General features: G+C 71.6%; 17 protein-coding genes. 8 read left to right on the top strand and 9 right to left on the bottom strand.

Annotation, left to right across the window (positions count from 1 at the left end; translation table 11 throughout):
• Positions 1-66: 66 nt before the first annotated feature.
• The 6 genes from VI078_10020 to VI078_09995 form a co-directional block, all read right to left on the bottom strand.
• Positions 67-1,530 carry a NapC/NirT family cytochrome c gene (locus VI078_10020; GenBank protein HEY5999619.1) on the bottom strand — a complete coding sequence of 488 codons (1,464 nt, stop codon included), beginning with the start codon at positions 1,528-1,530 and terminating at the stop codon, positions 67-69.
• A gap of 165 nt (positions 1,531-1,695) precedes the next feature.
• On the bottom strand, positions 1,696-2,811 hold the full coding sequence (locus VI078_10015) for a redoxin domain-containing protein (protein HEY5999618.1): 1,116 nt from the start codon (positions 2,809-2,811) through the stop codon (positions 1,696-1,698).
• Positions 2,808-4,580 carry a hypothetical protein gene (locus VI078_10010; GenBank protein ID HEY5999617.1) on the bottom strand — a complete coding sequence of 591 codons (1,773 nt, stop codon included), beginning with the start codon at positions 4,578-4,580 and terminating at the stop codon, positions 2,808-2,810. The genes VI078_10015 and VI078_10010 overlap by 4 nt, the downstream gene beginning before the upstream one ends.
• 38 nt (positions 4,581-4,618) lie before the next feature.
• Positions 4,619-5,842: an NrfD/PsrC family molybdoenzyme membrane anchor subunit gene (gene nrfD / locus VI078_10005; GenBank protein ID HEY5999616.1), complete on the bottom strand. Its 1,224-nt coding sequence runs from the start codon at positions 5,840-5,842 to the stop codon at positions 4,619-4,621.
• Positions 5,839-6,621 (bottom strand): 4Fe-4S dicluster domain-containing protein, encoded by a 783-nt coding sequence (locus VI078_10000; protein HEY5999615.1) that lies wholly within the window; start codon positions 6,619-6,621, stop codon positions 5,839-5,841. Before VI078_10000 ends, nrfD begins: the two co-directional genes overlap by 4 nt.
• Positions 6,622-6,635: 14 nt before the next feature.
• Positions 6,636-7,115 carry a cytochrome C gene (locus VI078_09995; protein HEY5999614.1) on the bottom strand — a complete coding sequence of 160 codons (480 nt, stop codon included), beginning with the start codon at positions 7,113-7,115 and terminating at the stop codon, positions 6,636-6,638.
• A gap of 517 nt (positions 7,116-7,632) precedes the next feature.
• On the opposite strand from VI078_09995, the gene hypD reads away from it, so the two are divergent.
• The 3 genes from hypD to VI078_09980 are packed head-to-tail and all read left to right on the top strand — an operon-like array spanning position 7,633 to position 11,059.
• On the top strand, positions 7,633-8,736 hold the full coding sequence (gene hypD, locus VI078_09990; GenBank protein ID HEY5999613.1) for a hydrogenase formation protein HypD: 1,104 nt from the start codon (positions 7,633-7,635) through the stop codon (positions 8,734-8,736).
• Positions 8,733-9,737 carry a hydrogenase expression/formation protein HypE gene (gene hypE, locus VI078_09985; GenBank protein ID HEY5999612.1) on the top strand — a complete coding sequence of 335 codons (1,005 nt, stop codon included), beginning with the start codon at positions 8,733-8,735 and terminating at the stop codon, positions 9,735-9,737. The genes hypD and hypE overlap by 4 nt, the downstream gene beginning before the upstream one ends.
• Positions 9,731-11,059 carry an MFS transporter gene (locus VI078_09980; protein HEY5999611.1) on the top strand — a complete coding sequence of 443 codons (1,329 nt, stop codon included), beginning with the start codon at positions 9,731-9,733 and terminating at the stop codon, positions 11,057-11,059. The genes hypE and VI078_09980 overlap by 7 nt, the downstream gene beginning before the upstream one ends.
• A gap of 55 nt (positions 11,060-11,114) precedes the next feature.
• On the opposite strand, the gene VI078_09975 is transcribed toward VI078_09980, so the two are convergent.
• Positions 11,115-11,651 carry a ferritin gene (locus tag VI078_09975; GenBank protein HEY5999610.1) on the bottom strand — a complete coding sequence of 179 codons (537 nt, stop codon included), beginning with the start codon at positions 11,649-11,651 and terminating at the stop codon, positions 11,115-11,117.
• A gap of 137 nt (positions 11,652-11,788) precedes the next feature.
• On the opposite strand from VI078_09975, the gene VI078_09970 reads away from it, so the two are divergent.
• Positions 11,789-13,498 carry a L,D-transpeptidase family protein gene (locus VI078_09970; protein ID HEY5999609.1) on the top strand — a complete coding sequence of 570 codons (1,710 nt, stop codon included), beginning with the start codon at positions 11,789-11,791 and terminating at the stop codon, positions 13,496-13,498.
• A gap of 70 nt (positions 13,499-13,568) precedes the next feature.
• Positions 13,569-14,153 (top strand): DUF882 domain-containing protein, encoded by a 585-nt coding sequence (locus tag VI078_09965; GenBank protein HEY5999608.1) that lies wholly within the window; start codon positions 13,569-13,571, stop codon positions 14,151-14,153.
• Positions 14,154-14,179: 26 nt separating this feature from the next.
• Here VI078_09965 and ychF read toward each other — a convergent pair whose 3' ends face one another.
• Positions 14,180-15,280 carry a redox-regulated ATPase YchF gene (gene ychF / locus VI078_09960; protein HEY5999607.1) on the bottom strand — a complete coding sequence of 367 codons (1,101 nt, stop codon included), beginning with the start codon at positions 15,278-15,280 and terminating at the stop codon, positions 14,180-14,182.
• 282 nt (positions 15,281-15,562) lie between these two features.
• Between ychF and VI078_09955 the strand changes: the two genes are divergently transcribed.
• The 3 genes from VI078_09955 (at position 15,563) to gmk (ending at position 19,126) form a co-directional block, all read left to right on the top strand.
• Positions 15,563-16,576, top strand: a complete 1,014-nt coding sequence (locus VI078_09955) for a hypothetical protein (protein HEY5999606.1) — start codon at positions 15,563-15,565, stop codon at positions 16,574-16,576.
• 84 nt (positions 16,577-16,660) lie between these two features.
• Positions 16,661-18,442, top strand: a complete 1,782-nt coding sequence (locus VI078_09950) for a tetratricopeptide repeat protein (protein HEY5999605.1) — start codon at positions 16,661-16,663, stop codon at positions 18,440-18,442.
• A gap of 48 nt (positions 18,443-18,490) precedes the next feature.
• On the top strand, positions 18,491-19,126 hold the full coding sequence (gene gmk, locus VI078_09945; GenBank protein HEY5999604.1) for a guanylate kinase: 636 nt from the start codon (positions 18,491-18,493) through the stop codon (positions 19,124-19,126).
• 17 nt (positions 19,127-19,143) lie between these two features.
• Here gmk and VI078_09940 read toward each other — a convergent pair.
• Positions 19,144-21,002 (bottom strand): cation transporting ATPase C-terminal domain-containing protein (locus VI078_09940; protein ID HEY5999603.1); only part of this gene is annotated, 1,859 nt, incomplete at its 5' end.

The raw sequence follows: 21,002 nt of genomic DNA, 5'->3' as shown, positions 1-21,002 counted from the left end.
ACCGGCGCCCAGGAACGAAGAAAGGGCCCGCGGGGGCCCTCTCCTCGGCGCCGAATCGGCGGCAGGCTACTTGCTGGCGAACTCCGGCGGCGTCGGGCTGGCCTCGACGAGGAACGTGTGGCAGTTGTCGCAGTCCTGCGGGATCGTGTGCTTGCCGTCGGCGGTCGTCAGCTTGTCGTCATGGCAGCGCCAGCACCCCGGAAAACCCTCGTCGGTGGTCGGGTCCGGGTGACCGATGTGGCTGGGGTGGGTCTCCCAGTTGGTGTTCATCTCCGGGAAGGAGATCTTGCCGAAGACCTCGGCCGCGGCGTCGCCGCCCTTCGCGACGAGGTCCTTCGCCGCCGCCGGGTAGCCCTTGGCGTAGAAGTCGACGATCGCCTGCTTGACCTCCTGCATCCCGCCGTCGTGCGTCGCGTGCTTGGCCGTGATCGCCTTCACCGCCTCGCGCTTGTAGAACGGCAGTTTCGCGAGCTCCGGCCGGCGCTCGATCATGTCGTCCATCGCCTTGTTCGGCCGCTGGAAGAGGTGCGTCGGCCGGTTGTGGCAGTCGATGCAGTCCATCTGCCGCGCTTCATTGATCTGCTCCGGCGTCGGCGCCTTCTCCCCCTTGCGGCTGTACGTGCGCACCTCGCCCTGCGACGTCGTCAGCTCCACCCACGCGATCGAGAGGCGGCGCTCGTCGCCCTGGATGTAGCGGATCTTGTTGTCGGAGTAGATGTGCCACCAGTGGATCCCGCCGTGCCGCCCGGTGTCGAGGTCGCCGCCGCCGGTCTTGACGAGCATCGCGTTGTAGCTCGGCGTGTTCGCCTCGTCCTCGGCGAAGCGCACGAAGGAGTAGAGCTTGTCGCCGATGTGCTTGGAGGGCCAGTGGCAGGCCTCGCAGGTCTCGCGGGCCGGGCGCAGCTTGGCGATCGGCGAGTGGATCGGCCGGCTGAAGGTGTTCAGCGTCGTCGCGATGACCTGGCGCAGCCCGTCGACCTTGGCCTTGACGAACCAGGAGGCGCCGGGGCCGATGTGGCACTGCACGCACATCACGCGCGAGTGCGGCGATCCCTGGTAGGCCGTGTATTCGGGCCGCATCACCGTGTGGCAGACCGTGCCGCAGAACTTCGGCGATTCCATGAACTCGACGCCGAGGTAGCTGACCGTCGCGAAGACGATCGCGTTGCCCATGGTCAGCGCCAGGAAGATGAGCGCACCCCGCCGGAGGTGGTTGTCGTTGAAGTCGAGCTGCGGGAAGCGATTGATCTCCTCCTGGCTGAGGTGGGCGGCCAGCAACCTGCGCCGGCGCAGCCAGATGCCGGCGGGAATGATCACGAGGCCGAGCAGGAAGACGCCCGGGAGAATCATGAAGGCCATGATCCCGGAGTAGGGGCCGAGGTGGCCGCCCATCGCGCTGATCGCGACGACGGTCAGAAGGATCACGGCCGAGATCGCCGCGATCACCGCGCCGGCGATGGTAATCGGGTTGTTGGCGTAGTTGAAGAATCGCCCCCGGGTGTCCAGGGACTTCAGCTGCTCAGCGTCCATTCGGTCTCCCCCTGCCCTTCGTGCCTTCCCATGTTCTACCACGTTGCGTCGACAAAGGCGCGTATAATGACTTTCCCGCTGGATTATGTCAAGTATCGTCAGGAATCTCGCCCCGCCCCCACCCCCCTCGATACCCGATGATGGATTTTCGCTGCCAAATCGGGCTCATCGCGTCCCGGCTGCCTCGGGTCGCAGGGCCAACTCCAATGACCGGCGGTAGTATTCCGCGGCGAGTTCGCGCAGGCCGTGGGCCTCGGCGACCGCGCCCACGTGGTAGAGCACGCGCGCCGTGGGCGGCCGCACGCCGGCCGCCTTCGCCACGCCGGCCTGGTAATCCGCCTCGCGACCGAGAAGTTTGCGGGTCAGGGCGAGACCGAGCACGTAGCCTCCCTGGTCCGGGTAGTCCGCGGTCAGCTGCTCGAAGATGGTCTCGGCGTCCTCGAAGCTCCCCGCGCGCAGGTTCCAGATCGCCGCCTGGTACGCCGCCTCCGCGTCCCTGGGATCCAGCTCCCGGGCCTTGACGAAGTACTCGCGCGCCTTCTGCGTCTCCCCGCGGCGCGCATGGAGCAGGCCCAGCTCGAGGTACGGCTTCTTGAACTCCGGGTCGCGCTCGACGGCAACGAGCAACTGCTCCGCGGCCTTCTCGTCCTGTCCCTTCTCGAGCAGGCGCCGCCCGAAGTTGTAGTACATCAGGGCGTGGTTCTTCGGGACGTACTCCTGCGCCGGGCGCAGCTCCGCCGAGGTCGGGAGCCCGAGGGCCTTGCGCACGGCGTCGGCCAGCTCCGCGCGCATCGTCATCGGATAGCCGGCCAGGGCGTAGGTCACCCGTCCCTCGGCGTCGACCACCATGCTCGACGGGACGGCCATCGTGCCGTAGGCGTCGAACGCCACAAGCCCGTCGTCGAAGAGGAGCGTGGCAGAGCTTCGGGCGTCCGCCGCAAGCGCCCGGGCGGCGGCGCGGTCCGCCCCGCTGATCGCCAGGTGCTCGACGTTGATCGCGATCACGGCAAGGGGCTTCGCCCCGACCTCAGCGCGCAGCCGCTCGAGATCCTCGAGAATCTCGCGCGAACGCGGGCTCCAGGTCGCGAAGAACACCACGACCGAAACGCTGCCGCGCAGCAGCTCCGCGCTCTCCCGCACCTTCCCGTCCGCGTCCTGCAGCGCAAACGGCGGCGCCTTTGCGCCCACCTCGACATTCTTGAACGCGGCGTCCGCGGCCGTCGCGAGCGCGCTGATCAGGAGCGCGGCTGCGATCGGCGCGACGCCGACCGCGCGCCTCATGGGGATTCGCGACGCTGCCAGCGTCCGAGCACCACCGATGCCACGGCGGCCAGCAGGCCGAACGAGAAGACGCTCGCCAGCCGCGAGACGCCGTGGACGGCGATCAGGTCGTAGAGAAAGACCTTTGCCGCGCCGACGAGGGTCACGAGCACCGCCAGGGTGCGAAGCTCGCGGCTGCGGCCGCGCGCCGCCAGCGCAAAGAGCGCCACGCCGGCGACGTTGATCACGAGCGACTGCACGCTCAGGAAGACGTCGCGCGACTGCACGCCGCCGCCGAGCAGCAGGAAGGCCGCCGTGCGCAGCAGGAAGAACCCCCCCGCGAGCGAGGCCGTGAGCAGGGCCAGCGAGCAGCGGTCGGTGGCGCCAAGGAAGCGGAAGACGAGCGACGCCGCGGCCGGCGAGTGGCGGCGGCACCAGCGGTAGTGCCCGAGCGCGACGAGGGCGAGGACGAGGGACGCCAGCGCCGCCATGCCGGGCGTCTCCGCCGTGCCCCCCCCGAGCAGGATGGCGGCCAGCGCCAGCGCGACGAAGATCTGCAGCAGATAGGACACGAGGCGGGCACCGCCGCTTTCCCAGCGCACCGAGAGGACGGCGAAGCCAAAGGCCGTCACCGAGAGCAGCGGCAGCGCACCGAGAAGAGAGCCGCTGGCCGCGGAGAAGCCGAGGGTGAAGAGGATGACGGCGGCCACCGCGTAGGCGTTGAGCGCGGGCGCGCCGCCGCCCGCGCGCAGGCCGGACCAGGCGGCGACGCCCACGAGCACCGCGGCCAGCAGCAGCCCGGCCACGCCGTGCGCCCGGGCGTCTCCCTCCGCCGCGGCGACCTGCAAGCCCGCCAGGAACGCCACGGCCGCCCCGAGCGAGGGCAGCACCAGCGAGAGCACGGTGGGCAGCGGCCGCGGCGGACGCAGCAGCCCCGCGAGGGACTGGCCAAGCCAGAAGAGGGCGTACGCCCACACGAGCGGCGGGAACCACTGCCTGCCGGCGAGCGGTCCGGCCGGGTCACCGCCCGTGAGCGAGACGCGGATGCGCACGGCCCAGACCACGAGCACCGCCGCCGAGAGCAGGAAGGCCGTCCACCCGATCCAGTCGCCCTTGAGCCGGCGCGACACGGCAGCACCCAGTGCGCTCGTGAACAACAGAAGCGCGGCAAGGGATCCGAAGTCGGGGTGCGGGACGCTCAGCGCGATCCCGGAGAACATTGCCCCGAGCACGCCGATCGTCCCCGGCAGCGGCGTGCCGTGTCGCTCGCCGATCGCGGTCATCGCCAGGGCCGTCGCGCCGAGGGCAAGGTAGGCCGCCGTCCCCGGCAGCGAGCCGAAGTGCGCGTAGGTCTCGACGACGATGGAGCAGAGCAGCGCCGCACCGCACACCGCGAAGACGGGCGCCAGCTCGCTGCGCCGCGCGTAGAGCACCCATCCGGCCACGATCAGCGCGGCCGCATACCCGAGACCGGCGAAGGCGCCCGCAGTCGGGCTGATCGCGCCGCTGTCGGCGACCGTCCGCAGCCCGAGGGCGATGACGAGCAGGAAGCAGACCGTGGAGACCTTGGCCAGCACCGATGACCCCGACCAGCCGGCCGCAACCGCGCCAGCAACCGGTGCAGCGGCCTGTCCGCGCTCGACCTCCGGCGGAGCCGCCGCCCACGGGGGCGCGGTGGCTGGTGCGGGCGAACGCCGGACCGATTCAACCGCACCCACACGGCGCCGCAACTCCTCGATCTGCCCCTCCAGCGCGAGTACCCGCGACTCGAGACTCGCTGCCTCGCCCATGACGCCTTGCCTCCTCCGGCTTCAGAAGCCGCCCGACGCTAGTTCGTCGCCCCGGCGCCCCCCGCGTCCTCGTCGCCGATCCGCCCTGCCGCGGCAGCCTCCTCGACTGCGCGGAACATCGGCAGGACCCGCTCGAAGATGACGAGGATCACAAACGGCGCGACCAGGATCAGCAGCATCGGCAGGATCCCCTCCTTCTCGAAGAATCCCGGCTGGTACGGGCTGCGCAGGCCGCGCAGGCTCTTCGAGAAGAGCTGGCCGCCGATGACGACGTTCCAGCGCATCGAGAAGACCTGGACGAGGAGGATCGCGGAGGCCGCCCCGGCCAGGATGTTCTGCACCCGCGCCTTCATCTGGCTGCCCATGAGCACGACGATCATCAGCAAGATGAAGGGGATGAGCGAGCCGAAGACCAGCTGCAGCGAGAAGAAGCTGAAGGAGAGCCGCGTGGTCAGGAGCTGGCGGATGATGACCCAAGCCTCGGAACTCTCGTAGGACAGCGTGATGATCTCGAGCAGCTCGAGGGTCACCGTGAGGATCATGAAGAGCCAGAGCCAGCGCGCCATCGTCGCGACCGTCTCGCGCAGGACCGGAAGCCCCTTGAGGCCCATCGCGGCCAGGTACATGAGGATCATCGCCGCGATGCCCGAGACCACGGCCGAGAACAGGAAGATGACCGGCATCAGCGGCGTCGACCACCAGGGGTTGGCCTTGAGCGCGCCGAAGAGGAAGCCGACGTAGCCGTGCAGGAAGCACGCCGAGGGGATGCCGATCGCCGCCAGCACGGTGACGATCTTGTGGTCCGTCGCAAGCGCCTCCTCCGAGATGTCGTACGTCCGCAGCGCCAGCACCGAGAAGAGGAAGCGCTTGAGCCCGCGGCTGCGCCGCGCCGTCAGGATGATGTCCTTGCGGAAGACGAACCAGACCTCGAGCACGAGGATCATCAGGTACCAGTTGTACGCCAGCCCGAAGCCGGCCATTGCCGAGGAGGGGCTGGGCGTGATCATGATGTTGAAGGCCCGCTCCGGGTGCCCGAGGTGATTGAGCAGCGGCCAGGTCGCCACGAGCATGAAGGCGAGGGACGCCACCAGCGAGAAGCGCCCGATCGGCCAGAGCTCCTTGCGGCCGAAGACGTGGTAGAGCGAGGAGACGATGAACGCCCCCGCGACCAGCCCCGTGACGTACGGGTAGGTCACGATCATCAGCGACCACAGGATGTGGACGTCGTTCGGGAACGCGTAGCCCAGCACCTCGGGGATCATCGGACCTCCTTGTCCAGCGCCAGGTAGTAGCACTGGGGCTGGGTCAGCAGCTCCGGCTGCAGCACCTGCACACGCTCCGTCAGGATGCGCTTGCGCACCGGGTCGAAGGGGTTCTTCATGTCGGCGAGCTGGCGCGCCCCGACGGGGCACGCCGCGACGCACGCCGGCTTGAGCCCCTTGGTGATGCGGTGGTAGCAGAGCGTGCACTTCTGCGCCGTTCGCGGGTAGGGTGTGTCCTCCTCGTGCGGGATGAAGCGCGAGCTGTAGGGGCAGGCCTGGACGCAGTAGCCGCACCCGACGCAGCGCTCCTGGTCGACGAGGACCACCCCGTCCTTCGTGCGGTAGCTGGCGCCCACCGGGCAGACCTGCACGCAGGGCGAGTGGGCGCAGTGATTGCACATCTTCGGCACGAAGAACGCCTTGGAGATCTTGACGTGACTGACGTTCTCCTCGAAGCCGTTGAGGCCGCCGTCGGGGGAGTCGACGGCGGCCTCGCCGTCCTCGGAGATCTCGTAGCGCTCGATCCAGGTGCGGAAGAAGCCGTCCGGTACGCGGTTCTCCGCCTTGCAGGCCTTGACGCACATGCCGCAGCCGATGCACGCGACCGTGTCGATGAGGTACGCGTAGCTGTGCTGCGTCCAGTCGTAGTCGCCGGCCGGCGACGCAGGCGGGACGGACGCCCTGCCCGCCCGCCGCTCCCCGAGCAGCAGGAAGACCGCGCAGCCGCCGCCCGCGAGCGCCGCAGTGCGCAGGAACTGCCTTCGCGAGAAGTCGGTCATCGCCGTGGCCCTCCTCAAGGCTTCGGGTCGTGGGGGTTGTGGCAGTCGAAGCAGACCGTGTCCGAGAGCGTCGCCCCCTGGTCCGCCACGTGCTTTTCGATGTTGATCCGCGGGAAGGACTCCCGACGCGCCGCGAGGTCCCGGTGGCAGCGGGCGCAGAGCTTGGTGACGCTCTTCGTGCGCTTCATCTCGGAGAACCGCTTCCCGTCGCGGACGTGCGTCCCCAGGGCGTCGTGGCAGTCCTCGCAGGGCACTGGCCGATGAGCGCCCTTGCCGTGCTCGGCGGCCTTCTCGGCGTGGCACCCCGCGCAGGCTTCGTTGCCGCCGTGCCGCACCTCGCGCGCGGCCTGCTCGCCGAGGTTTCCGGCGCGGTAGAAGCCGTACGTCCCGAAGGTCGCCGGCACTGCCAGGATCCTGCCGATCAGCGCGGCGACAACCGTCGCGCCGAGGAGGAGAAAGACGCGGAAGACGTGCTTCTTGTGCTCTATCGCCATGGCACCTTACCCCGGTGATTGCCCCGATCGCGGCAGCCTTCGCACCGCCCGCTCACGTCCGGCTTGCGACAGCAGAACCTCCCCCGGGACCGCGTTCCGAGTCCCTGGGAAGATCTTCACGAGCAAACAACCTGTGGAGGAACGACGTTCGGTCCTGGGATTGCGGTGGCTGGTCGCAAGCGAGTTCTTCCGACCGGAGCAGCCACAAGAGGAAGGCCTCCTTCCTTGCCCCGACAGGCGCATCCTCAGAGAGCGCTTCCCCTGCCGAAATGAAACCGAGAAGTGAACGATGTTCCCTAGTTATGGAGGCTTCCGGCAGCTCGTCGAGCTTCTCCCCACCCACCAGGGCGCGGACCACGACCGACAGCCGCCGGAAAGCCCCACCGCCCACGCAGCCTCCTTTCTAGAATAGCAATCTGTTTGGTAATCTATTAAAGTGATAGTAATTCTGCAATACATTTCTTTCGGCTCTTGTCGATGCCCCGGCGCGACGGCACTGTTATAATAATTCCCCATCATGCCAGCGGCCACGGTCGAGGAAATCGTCTCCGGAATCGCCGTTCTCGCCGGCGCCACCGGTCGGCCGCTGCGGCTCATGGAGGTCTGCGGCACCCACACGGTGGCGATCTTCCGCCACGGCATCCGGGCGCTCCTCCCCGGCTCGATCCAGCTGCTCTCCGGCCCGGGGTGCCCGGTGTGCGTCACGGCGGCCGCCGATGTCGAGGCGGCGATCGAACTGGCGCGCAGCGGGACGGTCACGCTGGCGACCTTCGGCGACATGATGCGCGTGCCGGGCCGGCGCGAGTCGCTGGCGGAGGCCCGCGCCGGCGGCGCCGACGTGCGGATCGTCTACTCCCCTCTCGATGCGCTGGCGCTCGCGCGGCGCGAGCCCTCGCGCGAGATCGTCTTCTTCGCGACGGGGTTCGAGACGACCTCGCCGCTGGTCGCGGGGACGCTCGCGGAGGCCGAACGGCTCGGCGTGGCGAACTTCTCCATCATCTGCGTGCACAAGACGGTGCCCCCCGCGCTCGCGGCGCTGCTCGGCTCCGGTGAGGTGCGCGTCGACGGCTTCATCCTGCCCGGGCACGTCTGCACGGTCACGGGTGTCGCACCGTACGCCTTCCTCCCGGAGCGCTTCGGCAAGGCGGCGGTCGTCACCGGCTTCGACGCCCGCGACATCCTCGCCGGCGTGGCGATGCTGCTCGCCCAGCTCGCGGCGGGAAAGCCGGCGGTCGAGATCCAGTACACGCGCGTCGTCCGGCCGGAGGGCAACCCGCGGGCGCTCGAGATCCTCGGGCGCTTCTTCGAGCCCTGCGATGCGCACTGGCGCGGCATCGGGACCATCCCGGGGAGCGGCCTGGCGCTGCGGGGGCAATTCGCCCACCGCGACGCGCTGCGCCGCTTCGGCCTGGAGCGCCCTGAGGTCCCCGAACCCGCGGCCTGCCAGTGCGGCGCGGTGCTCAAGGGCATCAAGACGCCGCCGGACTGCCGCCTCTTCGGGAAGGCCTGCACGCCCGAGCGGCCGGTCGGGGCGTGCATGGTCAGCAGCGAGGGCAGCTGCGCCGCGTACTACAAGTACCACGATACCGGCACGGCGGCCGCCGGGCAGGCAGCCCCATGAGCGACGAACGCATCCTCCTCGGCCACGGCAGCGGCGGGCGGATGATGCACCGGCTCATCCGCGAGGTGATGGCGCCGGCCTTCGACGTGAGCGGCTTCGGCGACGCGGCGCTGCTCGCGGAGGCGGGACCCGGGCGCCTCGCCTTCACGACGGACGGCTACGTCGTCTCGCCCATCTTCTTTCCCGGGGGCGACATCGGCGATCTGGCGGTCAACGGCACTGTCAACGACCTGGCCGTCAGCGGCGCGCGCCCGCTGGCCCTCAGTGCCGGCTTCGTTCTCGAGGAGGGGCTCGCGCTCGGGGAATTGCGGCAGATCGTCGACTCCATGGCGCGGGCGGCGCGCGAGGCGGGCGTGGCGATCGTCGCCGGCGACACGAAGGTCGTGGGGCGCGGCTCCTGCGACCGGCTGTTCATCACGACGGCGGGGATCGGCGTGGTCGCGCCCGGGCGCGAACTCTCCGCGCAGCAGATCCGCCCCGGCGATGCCGTGCTCCTCAGCGGCCGTTGCGGCTCGCACGGCATCGCGGTGATGGCCGAGCGCAACGGCCTGACCTTCGAGCCGCCCGTCCTCAGCGACACGGCGGCGCTCAACGGCCTGGTCGAGGCGATGTTCGCGACCGGGACGGCCATCCGCGTCATGCGCGACCCGACGCGCGGCGGCGTCGCGACGACGCTCAAGGAGTTCGCGCTCGAGTCCGGGCGGCGGATCCTCGTGCGCGAGGCGGACATCCCCGTGCTCCCCGGGGTGACGGGCGCCTGCGACCTGCTCGGCCTGGACCCGCTCTACGTAGCCAACGAGGGCATCCTCCTCGCCGTCGCCGCGCCCGGGGACGCCCCGGCGCTGCTGGCCGCGATGCGCGCACACCCGCGCGGAAGAGATGCGGCCATCATCGGCGAGGTGGCGCGCGAGGAGGACGCCAGGGTCCTCCTGCAGACGGCAGCCGCCGGCACGCGCATTCTCGACATGCTGCCCGGCGAGCAACTCCCCCGCATTTGCTGAGGCGCTACTACCTGCTCGAGGGGCTCAACGCCCTCGGCACCAACATCTTTTTCCTGGGCGTCTTCTTCCACGCCCGGGTCGGCCACGGCTTCAGCGACCTGGCGAACCTCATGCTCGCCGCCGCGCAGGGCGCCGCCTACGTCCTCGCGACCCGCCCCGGGGGCCGGCTCGCGGATCGCATCGGCCCCGACCGTTCCATCGCGCTCGGCCTGGCGGGGATGTGCCTGGCCTTGGTGGCCGGCTGGCGAATGCCGCAGGCGGCCGCGCTGTACGGCACGATCGCGGCGTACAGCGGCGCCACAGCCCTGACGTGGCCCGCGCTCGAGGCCGCCGTCGCGAGGTCCCCCGGCACCACCGACCTGGGGCGACGGGCCGGTTTCTACAACGTCGTCTGGTCGTTCACGGGCGCCGCCGGCTTTTTCTTCTCCGGCTCGCTCTTCACGCTCGACCCCGACACGGTCTTCTTCGCGCCGCTCGCCGCCCACGCCCTGATGCTCGCCCTCCTCGCCGCGCACACCTTCTTCTCTCCCTTCTCGAGCGCCGCCGGCGCGCCCGTGACGGACCGAAGGGAGCACAAAGAAGGAGTATCAGCCGCGCCGTTCCGGAGCGCGATCCCATCGCGATCCGAACGAGACCGTGAGCTTGAAGAGCAGGTCATTGCGGGACGCAGTGTCGCGAACGGTCGAGTCCGCGGGGGTCCGAAGCGACAGGACCCCGGAGCGAGCACGGGATCGGCCGGCCACACGTCTGCATCGCGGGCCCGGTACCTGCTCTCGGCCCGCATCGCCAACGGCCTCGGCTACTTCCTCTTCGGGGCCTTCGCCGCCCTCGCCCCCACCGTCGGCGAGCGCCTCGGCCTCGGCCCGCGCCTGGCGATCTGGCTCGTGAGCACGTATCTGTTCGCGCGCGGCGCGGTCTTCGTGCTCTTCTGGCGCTGGAGCGGCTGGGAGTACCGCCGCGGCTGGGTCGCGGCGGCGCTGGCGCTCTCGCCTCCCGCGCTCGCCGCGGCCTTCCTCGCGCCCTCGCCTGCGGCCGCGATCGGCGCGCTGGCCCTCCTGGGCGCAGCCTCGGGCGTCGCCTACTCGGCGTCCCTGCACTCCTCCCTCGACCGCGCGGGCGGCGAAGGAGAAGGCGGCGGATTCCACGAGTGGGTCATCGGCATCGGCGTGTTGACCGGTCCGCTCGCCGGCGCGGCCGGCTCCGCCTTCGCGGGCGGCCCCGCCGGGGCTGCGCAGCTCGTCACCGCGCTGGGCGCCGGCGCCGCCCTCGCCGGGCTCGCGCCGCTGCTGAAGGACTCCCGCGGTTCCGGCGCACGCACCTGAGCGGGCAGGGGGCGCAGCACGCCCCCCCCGAGGGGCGGCGGAAACCGTTCGGCGGCTACTTCGCGAGGTTGTACGCCGCCGGGTCCAAGGGCGAGCCGGCCGTGAACACGCGGGTGCCCATCTCGCGGTCGAGCATCAGCAGCCCCTGGCGGTTGTCGCCGACCATCTCGATGCTGGCCGCGCCCTTCTGCGTGCTCGTCTCCTCCTCGATCTGTTCGTTGTTGAACCAGGCGCAGATCGGCTCGGCGTTGAAGTCGCTCTCTTCGCGCACGGCCTTCGTGATCGTGCGGATGCGCTCCGATACGAACTGCTCGTGGGCGTAGGCGTCCTTCCAGGCCTCCAGCGGCGAGGACCACGTCGTCTTCCCCTGCTTCAGGTCGACCAGCTCGACGGTGCCGCCGCGCTCGATGATGTGGTCGAAGAACTTCATCGCGTGGATCATCTCCTCGTGCGCCTGGCAGCGCATCCAGTGCGCCATGCCGTCGAGGTTCTGCTCGTGGAACCACGCGACCATCGAGAGGTAGAGGTAGTAGGACTCCAGCTCGAGCTTGATCTGCAGGTTCATCTCGTCCCTGACGCGCTTCGGTATCATGGCGTGCCTCCTCCCGGGTTGTCTCCCTGCGGGAACCTGCCGCCGATCTTCCTTGGCGCTGCGGCGGGTGTCAAGGAGGCGATCACCCCCCTTCCTTCGTTGACTTTCGGCGGGGCGGACCTCACCATCGGGTACGCATGATGCCGAGGTTTCACGCCGTCCTGCTCGCAGCGGTCCTCCCCATGGCGACGCTCCCGACGTCCCCTGCAGCGGTGGCTGCGCCTCGCGCCCCGGCCCCCCCGGAGGCGCAGGCGCCCCGGACCGCAGAGAGTCGTGCCGCCGCGCCGCAGCGGTCGCTGGCGGCGCGCCTCGACGACGGCTGGACCCGCGACGGGACGCCGCTGATCAGCCCGGCGGCCCTGCGGCTCTTCTACGAGGCGCGCGGCAACCGTCTCGCCTGGAGCGACGGCGGCAAGCTCTCGCCGCAGGCCGGCGACCTGCTGGCGGCGATCCGCTCGGTCGACCGCGAAGGCCTCCGGCCCGCCGACTACCACCTCGCGGCGATCGAGCGCCTGCGGGACCGTGCGTCCAAGGGGAAGCGGCCGGCGCCGACGACGGACGCCGACCTCGTCGACCTCGACGTGCTGCTCTCCGACGCGTTCTTCCTCTACGCGAGGCACCTCACGAGCGGGCGTGTCAACCCGACCGCGATAGAGCCGGAGTGGAACATCGCCGGCCGCGACGCCGCCCTCCCGCTGCTGCTCGCCGCCGCCCTCGGGCGGGGCCATCTTGCCGGCACCCTCGCCGAGCTGCCGCCGGCACGGGACGACTACCGCCGCCTGCGCGCGGCCCTCGCCGCCCAACGGGCCGTCGCCGCCGCGGGCGGTTGGCCGCTCGTCGCGCCGGGCCCGACGCTGCGCGAGGGCGACCGCGGTCCGCGGATCGCGGCGCTGCGCCGCCGTCTCGCCGCGACCGGCGACCTGCCGGAGAACGGACCCGGCGACCAGGTCTGCGACCGCCAGCTGGCCCAGGCGCTCCGGCGCTTCCAGGCACGTCATGGCCTGGATGCCGACGCGATCGCCGGCGGGCGGACGCTCGCCGCCCTGAACGTGCCCGCCTCGCTGCGCGCGCGGCAGATCGAGGCCAACCTCGAGCGCCTGCGCTGGCTGCCGCGCGACCTGGCCCCCCGCCGGCTGGTCGTCAACATCCCGGACTTCAGGCTGACGCTGACCGAGCCGGGCGCGCCCGACCTCTCGATGCGCGTGATCGCCGGACGCCAATCGCGCCGCACGCCGTTCTTCACCGGGGAGATCACCAGCGTCCTGGTGAATCCGCCATGGGTCGTGCCGGCGAAGATCGCCCTCGAGGACAAACTGCCGCTGATCCTCGGGAACCGGGACTTCTTCGCGGAGGAGCGATTCCGGCTCTTTGCGCGGGCCGGAATGGCCTGGCGCGAGATCGACCCCCGAACCGTCGACTGGAAGCGGCTTCCCGCCAGCCGGTTCCCCTATCGCCTCCGCCAGGACCCGGGACCGCGAAACGCGCTGGGCCGCCTCAAGTTCCAGATCCCGAACCGCTACGACATCTACCTCCACGACACGCCGTCGCGCGGGCTCTTCGCGCGACCGGACCGCGCCTACAGCTCGGGGTGCATCCGCGTCGAGCGCGCCGCGGAGCTGGCCGCGCGACTGCTCTCCCCGGACCCGGCGTGGACGCGCGCGAAGATCGAGGCCGCCATCGCCGCCGGCGCGACGTTGAGCGTGCCCTTGCGCGAGCCGATGCCCGTGTACCTGCTCTACCAGACGACGTGGGTGGATCCCGACGGCACCGTCGAGTTCCGCGAGGACGTCTACGGCCGCGACGCCGCGCTGCTCGAGGCCCTCGCGGGCGCGCCCGCCCCCCGGTAAACTCCCGCGGGCCGGGCGAATGCGACGGGGATCACTGGCGCGAGACGGCCCCGCTGCGTATGATGCGCCGATGGAACACGAGAGGCTCCGTGCGCAGGCGAGGCACGACGACGCGCGCGTCAGCCGGCGCGGCTTTCTCGGACTCGCCGCCTGGGGCCTCGCCGCGCTGCTCGTGCCCCGGCGCGGCGCCGCGGCGCCGGCGCCGGGAAGACCCCGGGAGCTGTCGCTGCACAATCTCCACACGGACGAGCGGCTCACCGCGCTCTACTGGGACGGAGAGGCGTACGTCCCCGACGCCCTGGCCGGGCTGAACGTGATCCTGCGCGACTATCGCACCGGCGAGGTCAGCCCCATGGCGCCGGCGCTCATCGACGTGGTCCACTCGCTCTCCGAGCGGATCGCCGGCGCGGGGCCCGTGCAGATCATCTCCGGCTACCGCTCGGCGGCCACCAACGACATGCTGCGCGCCGCCGACCCGCTCCACGTCGCCGAGCACAGCCTGCACCTGAGCGGCGAGGCGATCGACCTGCGGATCGAGGGCCGCTCCCTTGGCCAGGTCCGCGACGCGGCGCTGGCGCTCGGAGCCGGGGGCGTCGGCTACTATCCCCGCTCGGGGTTCGTCCACGTCGACATCGGCCGCGTCCGCTCCTGGTAGCGGCGGGAGCCGCGAGGGGCGCCGGATCAGACGTTGAACTTGAAGTTGATGATGTCGCCGTCGCGGACTTCGTAGGCCTTGCCTTCGAGGCGCGCGGCCCCGGCGGCCTTGACCTTGTTCATGTCGCCGCCGGCCTTCATGAAGTCCTCGTAGGAGACCGTTTCCGCGCGGATGAAGCCGCGCTCGATGTCCGAGTGGATCTTGCCGGCCGCCTTGTGCGCCGTGAGCCCGCGCGGGATCGTCCAGGCGCGCACCTCGTCCTCGCCGGCAGTGAGGAACGAGATCAGGCCGAGCAGCGCGTAGGAAGCGCGGATGAGCGCGACGCGCGCGGACTCGGCGACCCCGAGGTCCGCGAGGAACGCGGCCGCCTCCTCGGGGGGGAGCTGGGCGATCTCCTCCTCGATCTTCGCCGAGAGGAAGAGCACCGCCGGCCGGTTGTGCTCGGGATAGCGCGCAAGCCGCTCCGCGAAGGCGCGCTCGAGCTCCCCGCGCCGCGCCCCGGCGAGGTCGGCCTCCGCCACATTCACCACCGGCAGCAACGGTTTGGCGGAGACGAACTGCAGGTGCGCGGTCGCCTTCAGCTCCTCGACGGAGAACACCGTGTGGCGCAGCGGCTGCTCGGCGTCGAGGATCTCCTTGCAGCGCAGCAGGATGCGCCGCTCGCCCTCGTCGGGCGGCTTGCCCTTCTTCCGCCCCTCCTCCATGCGCTCGAGCCGTTTCTCGACCAGCTCGAGGTCCGCGAGGATCAGCTCCTCCTCCACCGCGTTGAAGTCGCGCAGCGGGTCGACCGTTTCGAGCGGGTGCAGCACCCCTTCGTCGGGGAACGCCCGCACGACGTGGACCAGCGCGTCCGCGTCCTTGAAGAACTCGAAGACCCGGCGGTTCTGCGCCGCGTCCCCCTTGATCAGCCCCATGAAGTCGGCGTAGTCGACCGTGGCGTAGGTGGTCTTCTTCGGCGCGTAGATCCGCGCCAGCTCGTCGATGCGGGCGTCCGGCACCTTGACCACGGCGCGGTGCGGCTCGCCTTCCGTCGTCGGATAGGGCTGCGTCTCGAGCGAGAGGCCGGCGAGCGCGTTGAGCAGTGTCGTGCGGCCGCTGTTGGCAAGACCGATCAGGGCGAGTTTCATGGGGCGACATCGTAGGGGATAACGCCCGGCACATCAACAGAATCGTCCCCGTCGCGTTCGCCCCCCCCGAGCCGCCGTCACCCGCGACGGGATGTTTACACCACGAACGCCGCGGGTATAATCCGCACCATGTCGATGAGGAATACCCGGACGCGGCCGGCCCACGTCCTCGCCCTCTGCATTCTCCTCGCGACTCCTCTCGCGGCCCCCGTGGCGGACGCAGAGACCTTGGTCTGGGCCAGGATCCATGGGGCGGCCGATTCGAACGACGAGGGAAGCGCGGTGGCGGTCGCTGCGGACGGCAGCGTCTACGTGGCGGGGTCGACCTGGTTCAGCGACCGGTCCAGTTCCCTGCTGCTGCGCAAGTACAGCCCGCAGGGCACCGTGGTGTGGACGCGGCTATATCATGAAGGCGACGTCCGCTGGCTCACGGTCGGCAATGGCGTGGCGGTCGCCCCCGACGGAAGCGTCTACGTCGTGGGCGAAACAGCGGCGACGTCGCCGGTCAGCGACGCGCTCCTCCTCAAGTACTCCGCCGACGGCACCCTGGCGTGGAAACGGACATTCGACGGGGGCGGGCGGGATCTTGCGACCGCGGTCGCGGCGGACGGCGAACTCTGCCTTACCGGAAGCACCACTTCCGGGTCCGGAGGCTGGGACGTCCTGCTGCAGTGCTATCACGCGACGGGAGAGCTCAAGTGGACCCGGACGTTCCACGGTTTCCGCGAATGGGGGTGGAATGGCGGCACGTCCGTGGCGACGAACGGCCAACTCGTCTACGTGGTCGGCCAAGTGGACAACGGGATGGGACCGGACCTCTTCCTCGCCACCTTCAACTGGCGCGGGGGCAAGATCTACCTCCGAACCTACGACGGCGGTCAGATCGACACCGCGACCGGATCGGGCGTCGCGGCCCCCGCCGATGATGGAGGCATCTATGTCAGCGGGTCGTCGCACGCGCCCTATGAAAGCTTCCGCTTGCTCCGCAAGTACGGGAACAACGGGCGCCTCGTCTGGTCAAGGTCAGAGGCCAGCCCCGGATCGGGGACCATCTGGGGCCACGGCGTCGCCCGTGCTCCGGACGGCAACGTGTTTCAGACGGGCACCTCGATCTGGCAAAGCGGAGGGAACCGGTACGGATTCATGGCGCTGCGCAAGTACTCGCCCTCCGGCGCAAGGCTCTGGTCGGCGAGGTACCGCGGCGCCGGGACAGGCGTCGCCGTCGGCGCCGACGGCAGCGTGTATGTCGTCGGGAGGGCCGTGGGCGGCGGCCTGCTGCTCCTCAAGTACCGGTGATCGGCCGCGCGGGCAACGCACCGGCGCAGTAGCCGAGGCAATCCCGCTGGCGCATCGCACGCCTCCTTCCCGTATACTGCCTCAGTGAAGGACGGAAGCAAGGACGGTCGACCTGCCGCCATCCTCGCGCTCGCCGTCGCGCTGCTCGCCGCCCTGCCTTACCTGATCGCCGGGCTGCCGGACGGGTTCCTCCAGTTCGACGACAACGAGTACGTCGTGGACAACCCGCGGGTGCGCACCGGCCTCACCCTCGCCGGCGTGCGCTGGGCGCTCACCTCCTTCCACTCCGCCAACTGGCACCCGCTGACCTGGCTCTCGCACATGCTGGACGTGCAGCTCTTCGGCCTCGACCCCCGCGGCCACCACGCGACGAGCGTCCTGCTGCACGCGCTCGCCGCCGCGCTCCTCTTCCTCGCCGCGCACCGCCTCACCGGCATGCGCTGGCGCAGCGCGCTGGTCGCCGCCCTGTTCGCCGTCCACCCGCTGCGGGTGGAATCGGTCGCCTGGGTCGCCGAGCGCAAGGATGTGCTGGCCGGGGTCTTCTTCATGCTCGTGCTCCTGGCGTACGAGCGCGCCGCCCGTCGGGGCGATCCCGGCCGCTCCCCGTGGGTCCCTCTCTTCCTCGCCCTCGGCCTCATGGCCAAGCCGATGCTGGTCACCGTCCCGTGCGTGCTGCTCCTGCTGGACTGGTGGCCCCTGGGCCGCGCGCTGCCGGCCGCCGCTGCCCGGGGCCCGCGATTCCGCGCGCGGCTGATCGCCGAGAAGCTCCCCCTCTTCGCGCTCGCGGCATTCTCGGCTGCGATCACGCTGGTGGCGCAGACCGAGGCGCGCGCCATCGTGGTGATGCCCGCCGCGACCGCCGCCGCACGTGTCCTCAACGCGTCGTCGTCAGTCATCACCTACGTCGTGCAGACGGTCTGGCCCGCCGATCTTGCGCTCTTCTACCCGCTCGCCACGACGCCGGCGCCGTGGACGGCGGGCGCGATCGCCTGCGTCGGCCTGCTCGTGGTGACGGCCGCGCTCGTCCGCAGCCGGCCGACCCTTCCGTTCCTCGCGACCGGCTGGCTCTGGTTCCTCGGGATGCTCGCGCCGGTGCTCGGCCTGGTGCAGGTGGGCTACCAGGCGCACGCAGACCGCTACACGTACCTGCCGCAGATCGGATTGACCGTCGCCGCCGTCTGGGGTGCGGCCACGCTGGCCGGGCGCTGGCGCGTGCGCCGCCTCGCGCCCGCGGCGGGGGCGGCAACGATCGCCGCGCTGGCGACGATCGCCACCACGCAGGCCGGCCTCTGGCGGGACGGCGAGACGATCTTCCGGCACACGCTCGCGGTGACGAGGGACAACTGGCTGGTCCGCGGCAACCTGGGCTTCCTCCTCTTCTCGCAGGGACGCTACGCCGAGGCCGAGCCGGAACTGCGGGAGGCGGTGCGCATCAACCCGGCGTTCTCGTCGGCCCAGAACAACCTGGGCAATGTCCTGGCGCTCACCGGACGGGCGGCGGAGGCAATCCCCGCCTTCCGCGCCGCCATCGCCGCGGACCCGCGCAACGCCCAGGCGTCCGCGAACCTCGGCAACGCGCTCGCGGAGGTCGGTCGCCTCGACGAGGCGGCGGAGGCCTACCGCGCCGCCATCCGGCTCGATCCGGCGGGCGCCGTTGCGCGCGTCAACCTCGGCGCGATCCTCGCCAACGCCGGGCGGCTCCCGGAGGCGGAGGCGCTCTTCCGGGAGACGACGCGCCTGCGTCCGGACTCCTCCGAAGCATGGCAGGCCCTCGGCCGGGCGCTCGCGCTGCTCGGACGCCGCGACGAGGCCCTGGCGGCGCAACGCGAGGCCGAGCGCCTGCGCGCCGCCGGCGCGCGACGCTAGCGGCGCGCACCGCTTCTCCTCCCGTGCGGCGCGTGCGATAATCCGGCGATGGCAACCGCGAAGGACTGCCAGGGGAGCGGCGGCGCAGTGACGCAGGGATCCGCCCGCGGGAAGATCATCGTCCTCTCGGGCCCGAGCGGCGCGGGCAAGGACGCCGTGCTGGCGCCGCTGTTTGCGGCCGGGACCTGCCCGCCGCGGCTGCGGCGGTGCATCACCGCGACGACGCGCGCCCCTCGCGCGGGCGAGATCGAGGGCGTCGATTACTTCTTCCTCTCCCCGGCGGACTTCGAGCGCCGCATCGCCGAGGGCTTCTTCCTGGAGCACGCCTGCTACGCCGGCCGCTACTACGGCACCCCGCTGTGGTGGGTCGAGCGCGAGCGCGCCGGGGGCAACGACGTCCTGCTGAAGATCGACGTCCAGGGCGCGCTCCAGGTGCGGACCCTGGCGCCGGACGCGGTGCTCGTCTTCATCGCGCCGCCCTCGATCGCCGAACTCGAGCGGCGGCTCTGCGGCCGGGACCAGGCGGCCGACCCCGCGGACCTCGCCCGCCGCCTGGCGATAGCGCGGGACGAACTGGCGCTGGCGCCGCGCTACGACTACCTCGTGATCAACGACACCGTGGACCAGGCGGTCGAGGACCTGCGCGCCATCATCCTGGCCGAGCGCTGCCGCACGCAGCGCTAGAGCCGCCCGGCCGGTCGTCAGCGCCGCTCCCGCCCCCGCAGCCACGCCTTGCCGCCCTCGACCGCCAGCAGCGGCAGCGGCGCGAGCAGCACGACGGCCAGCCATTCCCTGCGGCCCAGAGGCGCGATCCCGAGCAGGCCCGCGGCCGGCGGCACCTGGACGACGACGACGGCCAGGAGGAGCGAGAGCGCGGCGGCCGCGAACAGCCAGCGGTCCTCGCGCAGCGTGCTCTCCTGCCGCGCGCACCCGGGCCTGCGACAACTGAAGGCCAGCCCCACGAGCGCCAGGCACGACACCGCGACGGTGATCGCTCCCGCCTCGGGCGCAGACAGTGCGCCGCGACCGAGGAGCAGGCGCGTCGCCAGCGCCACGAGCGCCGTCGCGCCACCGCCGACGAGCGCGAGCCCGGACCACTCGCGCCCGAGCACCTGCTGGCGCGCCGGGAGCGAGGCCACGGGGCCCGCCGGCACGCGGCCCGCGCCGAGCGCCAGCGCGGGCGGGGCTCCCGCCGCCAGCGCGATCCACAGGGCCCGCAGCGGGGTGAGGGCCTGCGGGACGCCGAACAGGGCGGCCGCCAGCGCGACGAGCGTCCCGGCCACGGCCACCGCGAAGAGAAAGGCGATCGCCCGGGACAGCGCCGCGCGCACCGAGCGCCCGTCGGCCAGGGCCGTCATTGCCGCCGCAAAGCCGCCGTCCGGCATCCGCAGCGCCGCTTCCTCGGCGGCAATCTCGCTCCCGCCGGCGCCGAGCCAGATCCCGACGTCCGCCTCCCTGAGCGCTGGGGCGTCGTTCACCTCGTTACCGATCATCGCCACGCCGCGCCCCCGTGCCCGCCAGGCGCGGACGATGCGGAGCTTGTGCGCGGCGTTCGCCCGGGCGACGACCCGGTAGCGCTCGACGCAGGCACTCAGCGCCTCCGGCGTGAGCGCGTCCAGTTCCTCGCCGCAGATCGCCTCGTCGCCCGGCCGCAGCGCGCCGATGCCCCGCGCCAGCGCGACCGCCGGTTCGCGCTGGTCGCCGGTGACGATCACCGGGACGACCCCGGCCGCGAAGCCGTCGGCGACCGCGGCGGCGATGCCCTCCCGCGGCGGGTCGAGCAGGCCGGCGAGCCCGACCCAGACGAGCGAGCGCTCCGCCGTGCGCGGCTCGAGCCCCGGGACGTCCTCGCGGTACGCCAGGCCGACCACGCGCTGGAACCTCCCCGCCATCTCCTCCGCGCGCTGCAGGACGCGTTCGCGGTCCGCCGGCGAGAGCGGGCGGACGCCCGCGGCCGTGCGCTGGTGCAGGCACAGCGCCAGGACCGCGTCGGGGTCTCCCTTCGTGAGAGCCGTCGGGCGCCCCGCCCGTCCCGTCACGAGCGCCGTCATGCGCCGGCGCTCCACCGTGAGGGGAAACGCCGCAAGCAGCGGGTGCTCCCGCGCGAGGTCGTCCCGCCAGGCGCCGCCCTTGGCGGCAAGGGCCAGCAACGCGCCCTCCGTCGGGTCGCCGTCCACGCGCCATGCGCCCCGATCGTCGTGCGACAGTGACGACGACGTGCAGAGGGCGGCGATCCGCAGCATGATGCCGAGGCTGTCCCAGCGCGCAGGGTCCGCGACGTCCCCGTCGCGCAGGATCCGTCCCTCCGGCGCATACCCGTCCCCGGTGACCTCGAGCACCTGGTCCTCCACGAGCAGCTCGCGCACCGTCATCTCGTTGCGGGTGAGCGTGCCCGCCTTCTCCGTGACGACCACCCCGACGCCGCCGAGGGCGTCCGCGGTCGCGGGGGTGCAGGCGACCGCTCCGCTGCGGCGCAGGCGCCGCAGCCCGGCGCCGAGGACCGACGCGACGGCCGCCGGCAGGGCGACCGGGACCGTGGCGACCGCCAGCGCGGCGACCG

Source organism: bacterium, from assembly GCA_036524115.1.
In the GTDB taxonomy this organism is placed as follows: domain Bacteria; phylum JAUVQV01; class JAUVQV01; order JAUVQV01; family DATDCY01; genus DATDCY01.
Note: the sequence above shows the minus strand (reverse complement) of the source record. Positions and strands in the feature narration are given on the sequence as shown.

Bases quoted from the DNA above. Each gene is read 5' to 3' on its own strand.
- VI078_10020 (HEY5999619.1), bottom strand. From the start codon at position 1,530: ATGGACGCTGAGCAGCTGAAGTCCCTGGACACCCGGGGGCGATTCTTC.
- VI078_10015 (HEY5999618.1), bottom strand. From the start codon at position 2,811: ATGAGGCGCGCGGTCGGCGTCGCGCCGATCGCAGCCGCGCTCCTGATC.
- VI078_10010 (HEY5999617.1), bottom strand. From the start codon at position 4,580: ATGGGCGAGGCAGCGAGTCTCGAGTCGCGGGTACTCGCGCTGGAGGGG.
- nrfD (HEY5999616.1), bottom strand. From the start codon at position 5,842: ATGATCCCCGAGGTGCTGGGCTACGCGTTCCCGAACGACGTCCACATC.
- VI078_10000 (HEY5999615.1), bottom strand. From the start codon at position 6,621: ATGACCGACTTCTCGCGAAGGCAGTTCCTGCGCACTGCGGCGCTCGCG.
- VI078_09995 (HEY5999614.1), bottom strand. From the start codon at position 7,115: ATGGCGATAGAGCACAAGAAGCACGTCTTCCGCGTCTTTCTCCTCCTC.
- hypD (HEY5999613.1), top strand. From the start codon at position 7,633: ATGCCAGCGGCCACGGTCGAGGAAATCGTCTCCGGAATCGCCGTTCTC.
- hypE (HEY5999612.1), top strand. From the start codon at position 8,733: ATGAGCGACGAACGCATCCTCCTCGGCCACGGCAGCGGCGGGCGGATG.
- VI078_09975 (HEY5999610.1), bottom strand. From the start codon at position 11,651: ATGATACCGAAGCGCGTCAGGGACGAGATGAACCTGCAGATCAAGCTC.
- VI078_09970 (HEY5999609.1), top strand. From the start codon at position 11,789: ATGATGCCGAGGTTTCACGCCGTCCTGCTCGCAGCGGTCCTCCCCATG.
- VI078_09965 (HEY5999608.1), top strand. From the start codon at position 13,569: ATGGAACACGAGAGGCTCCGTGCGCAGGCGAGGCACGACGACGCGCGC.
- ychF (HEY5999607.1), bottom strand. From the start codon at position 15,280: ATGAAACTCGCCCTGATCGGTCTTGCCAACAGCGGCCGCACGACACTG.
- gmk (HEY5999604.1), top strand. From the start codon at position 18,491: ATGGCAACCGCGAAGGACTGCCAGGGGAGCGGCGGCGCAGTGACGCAG.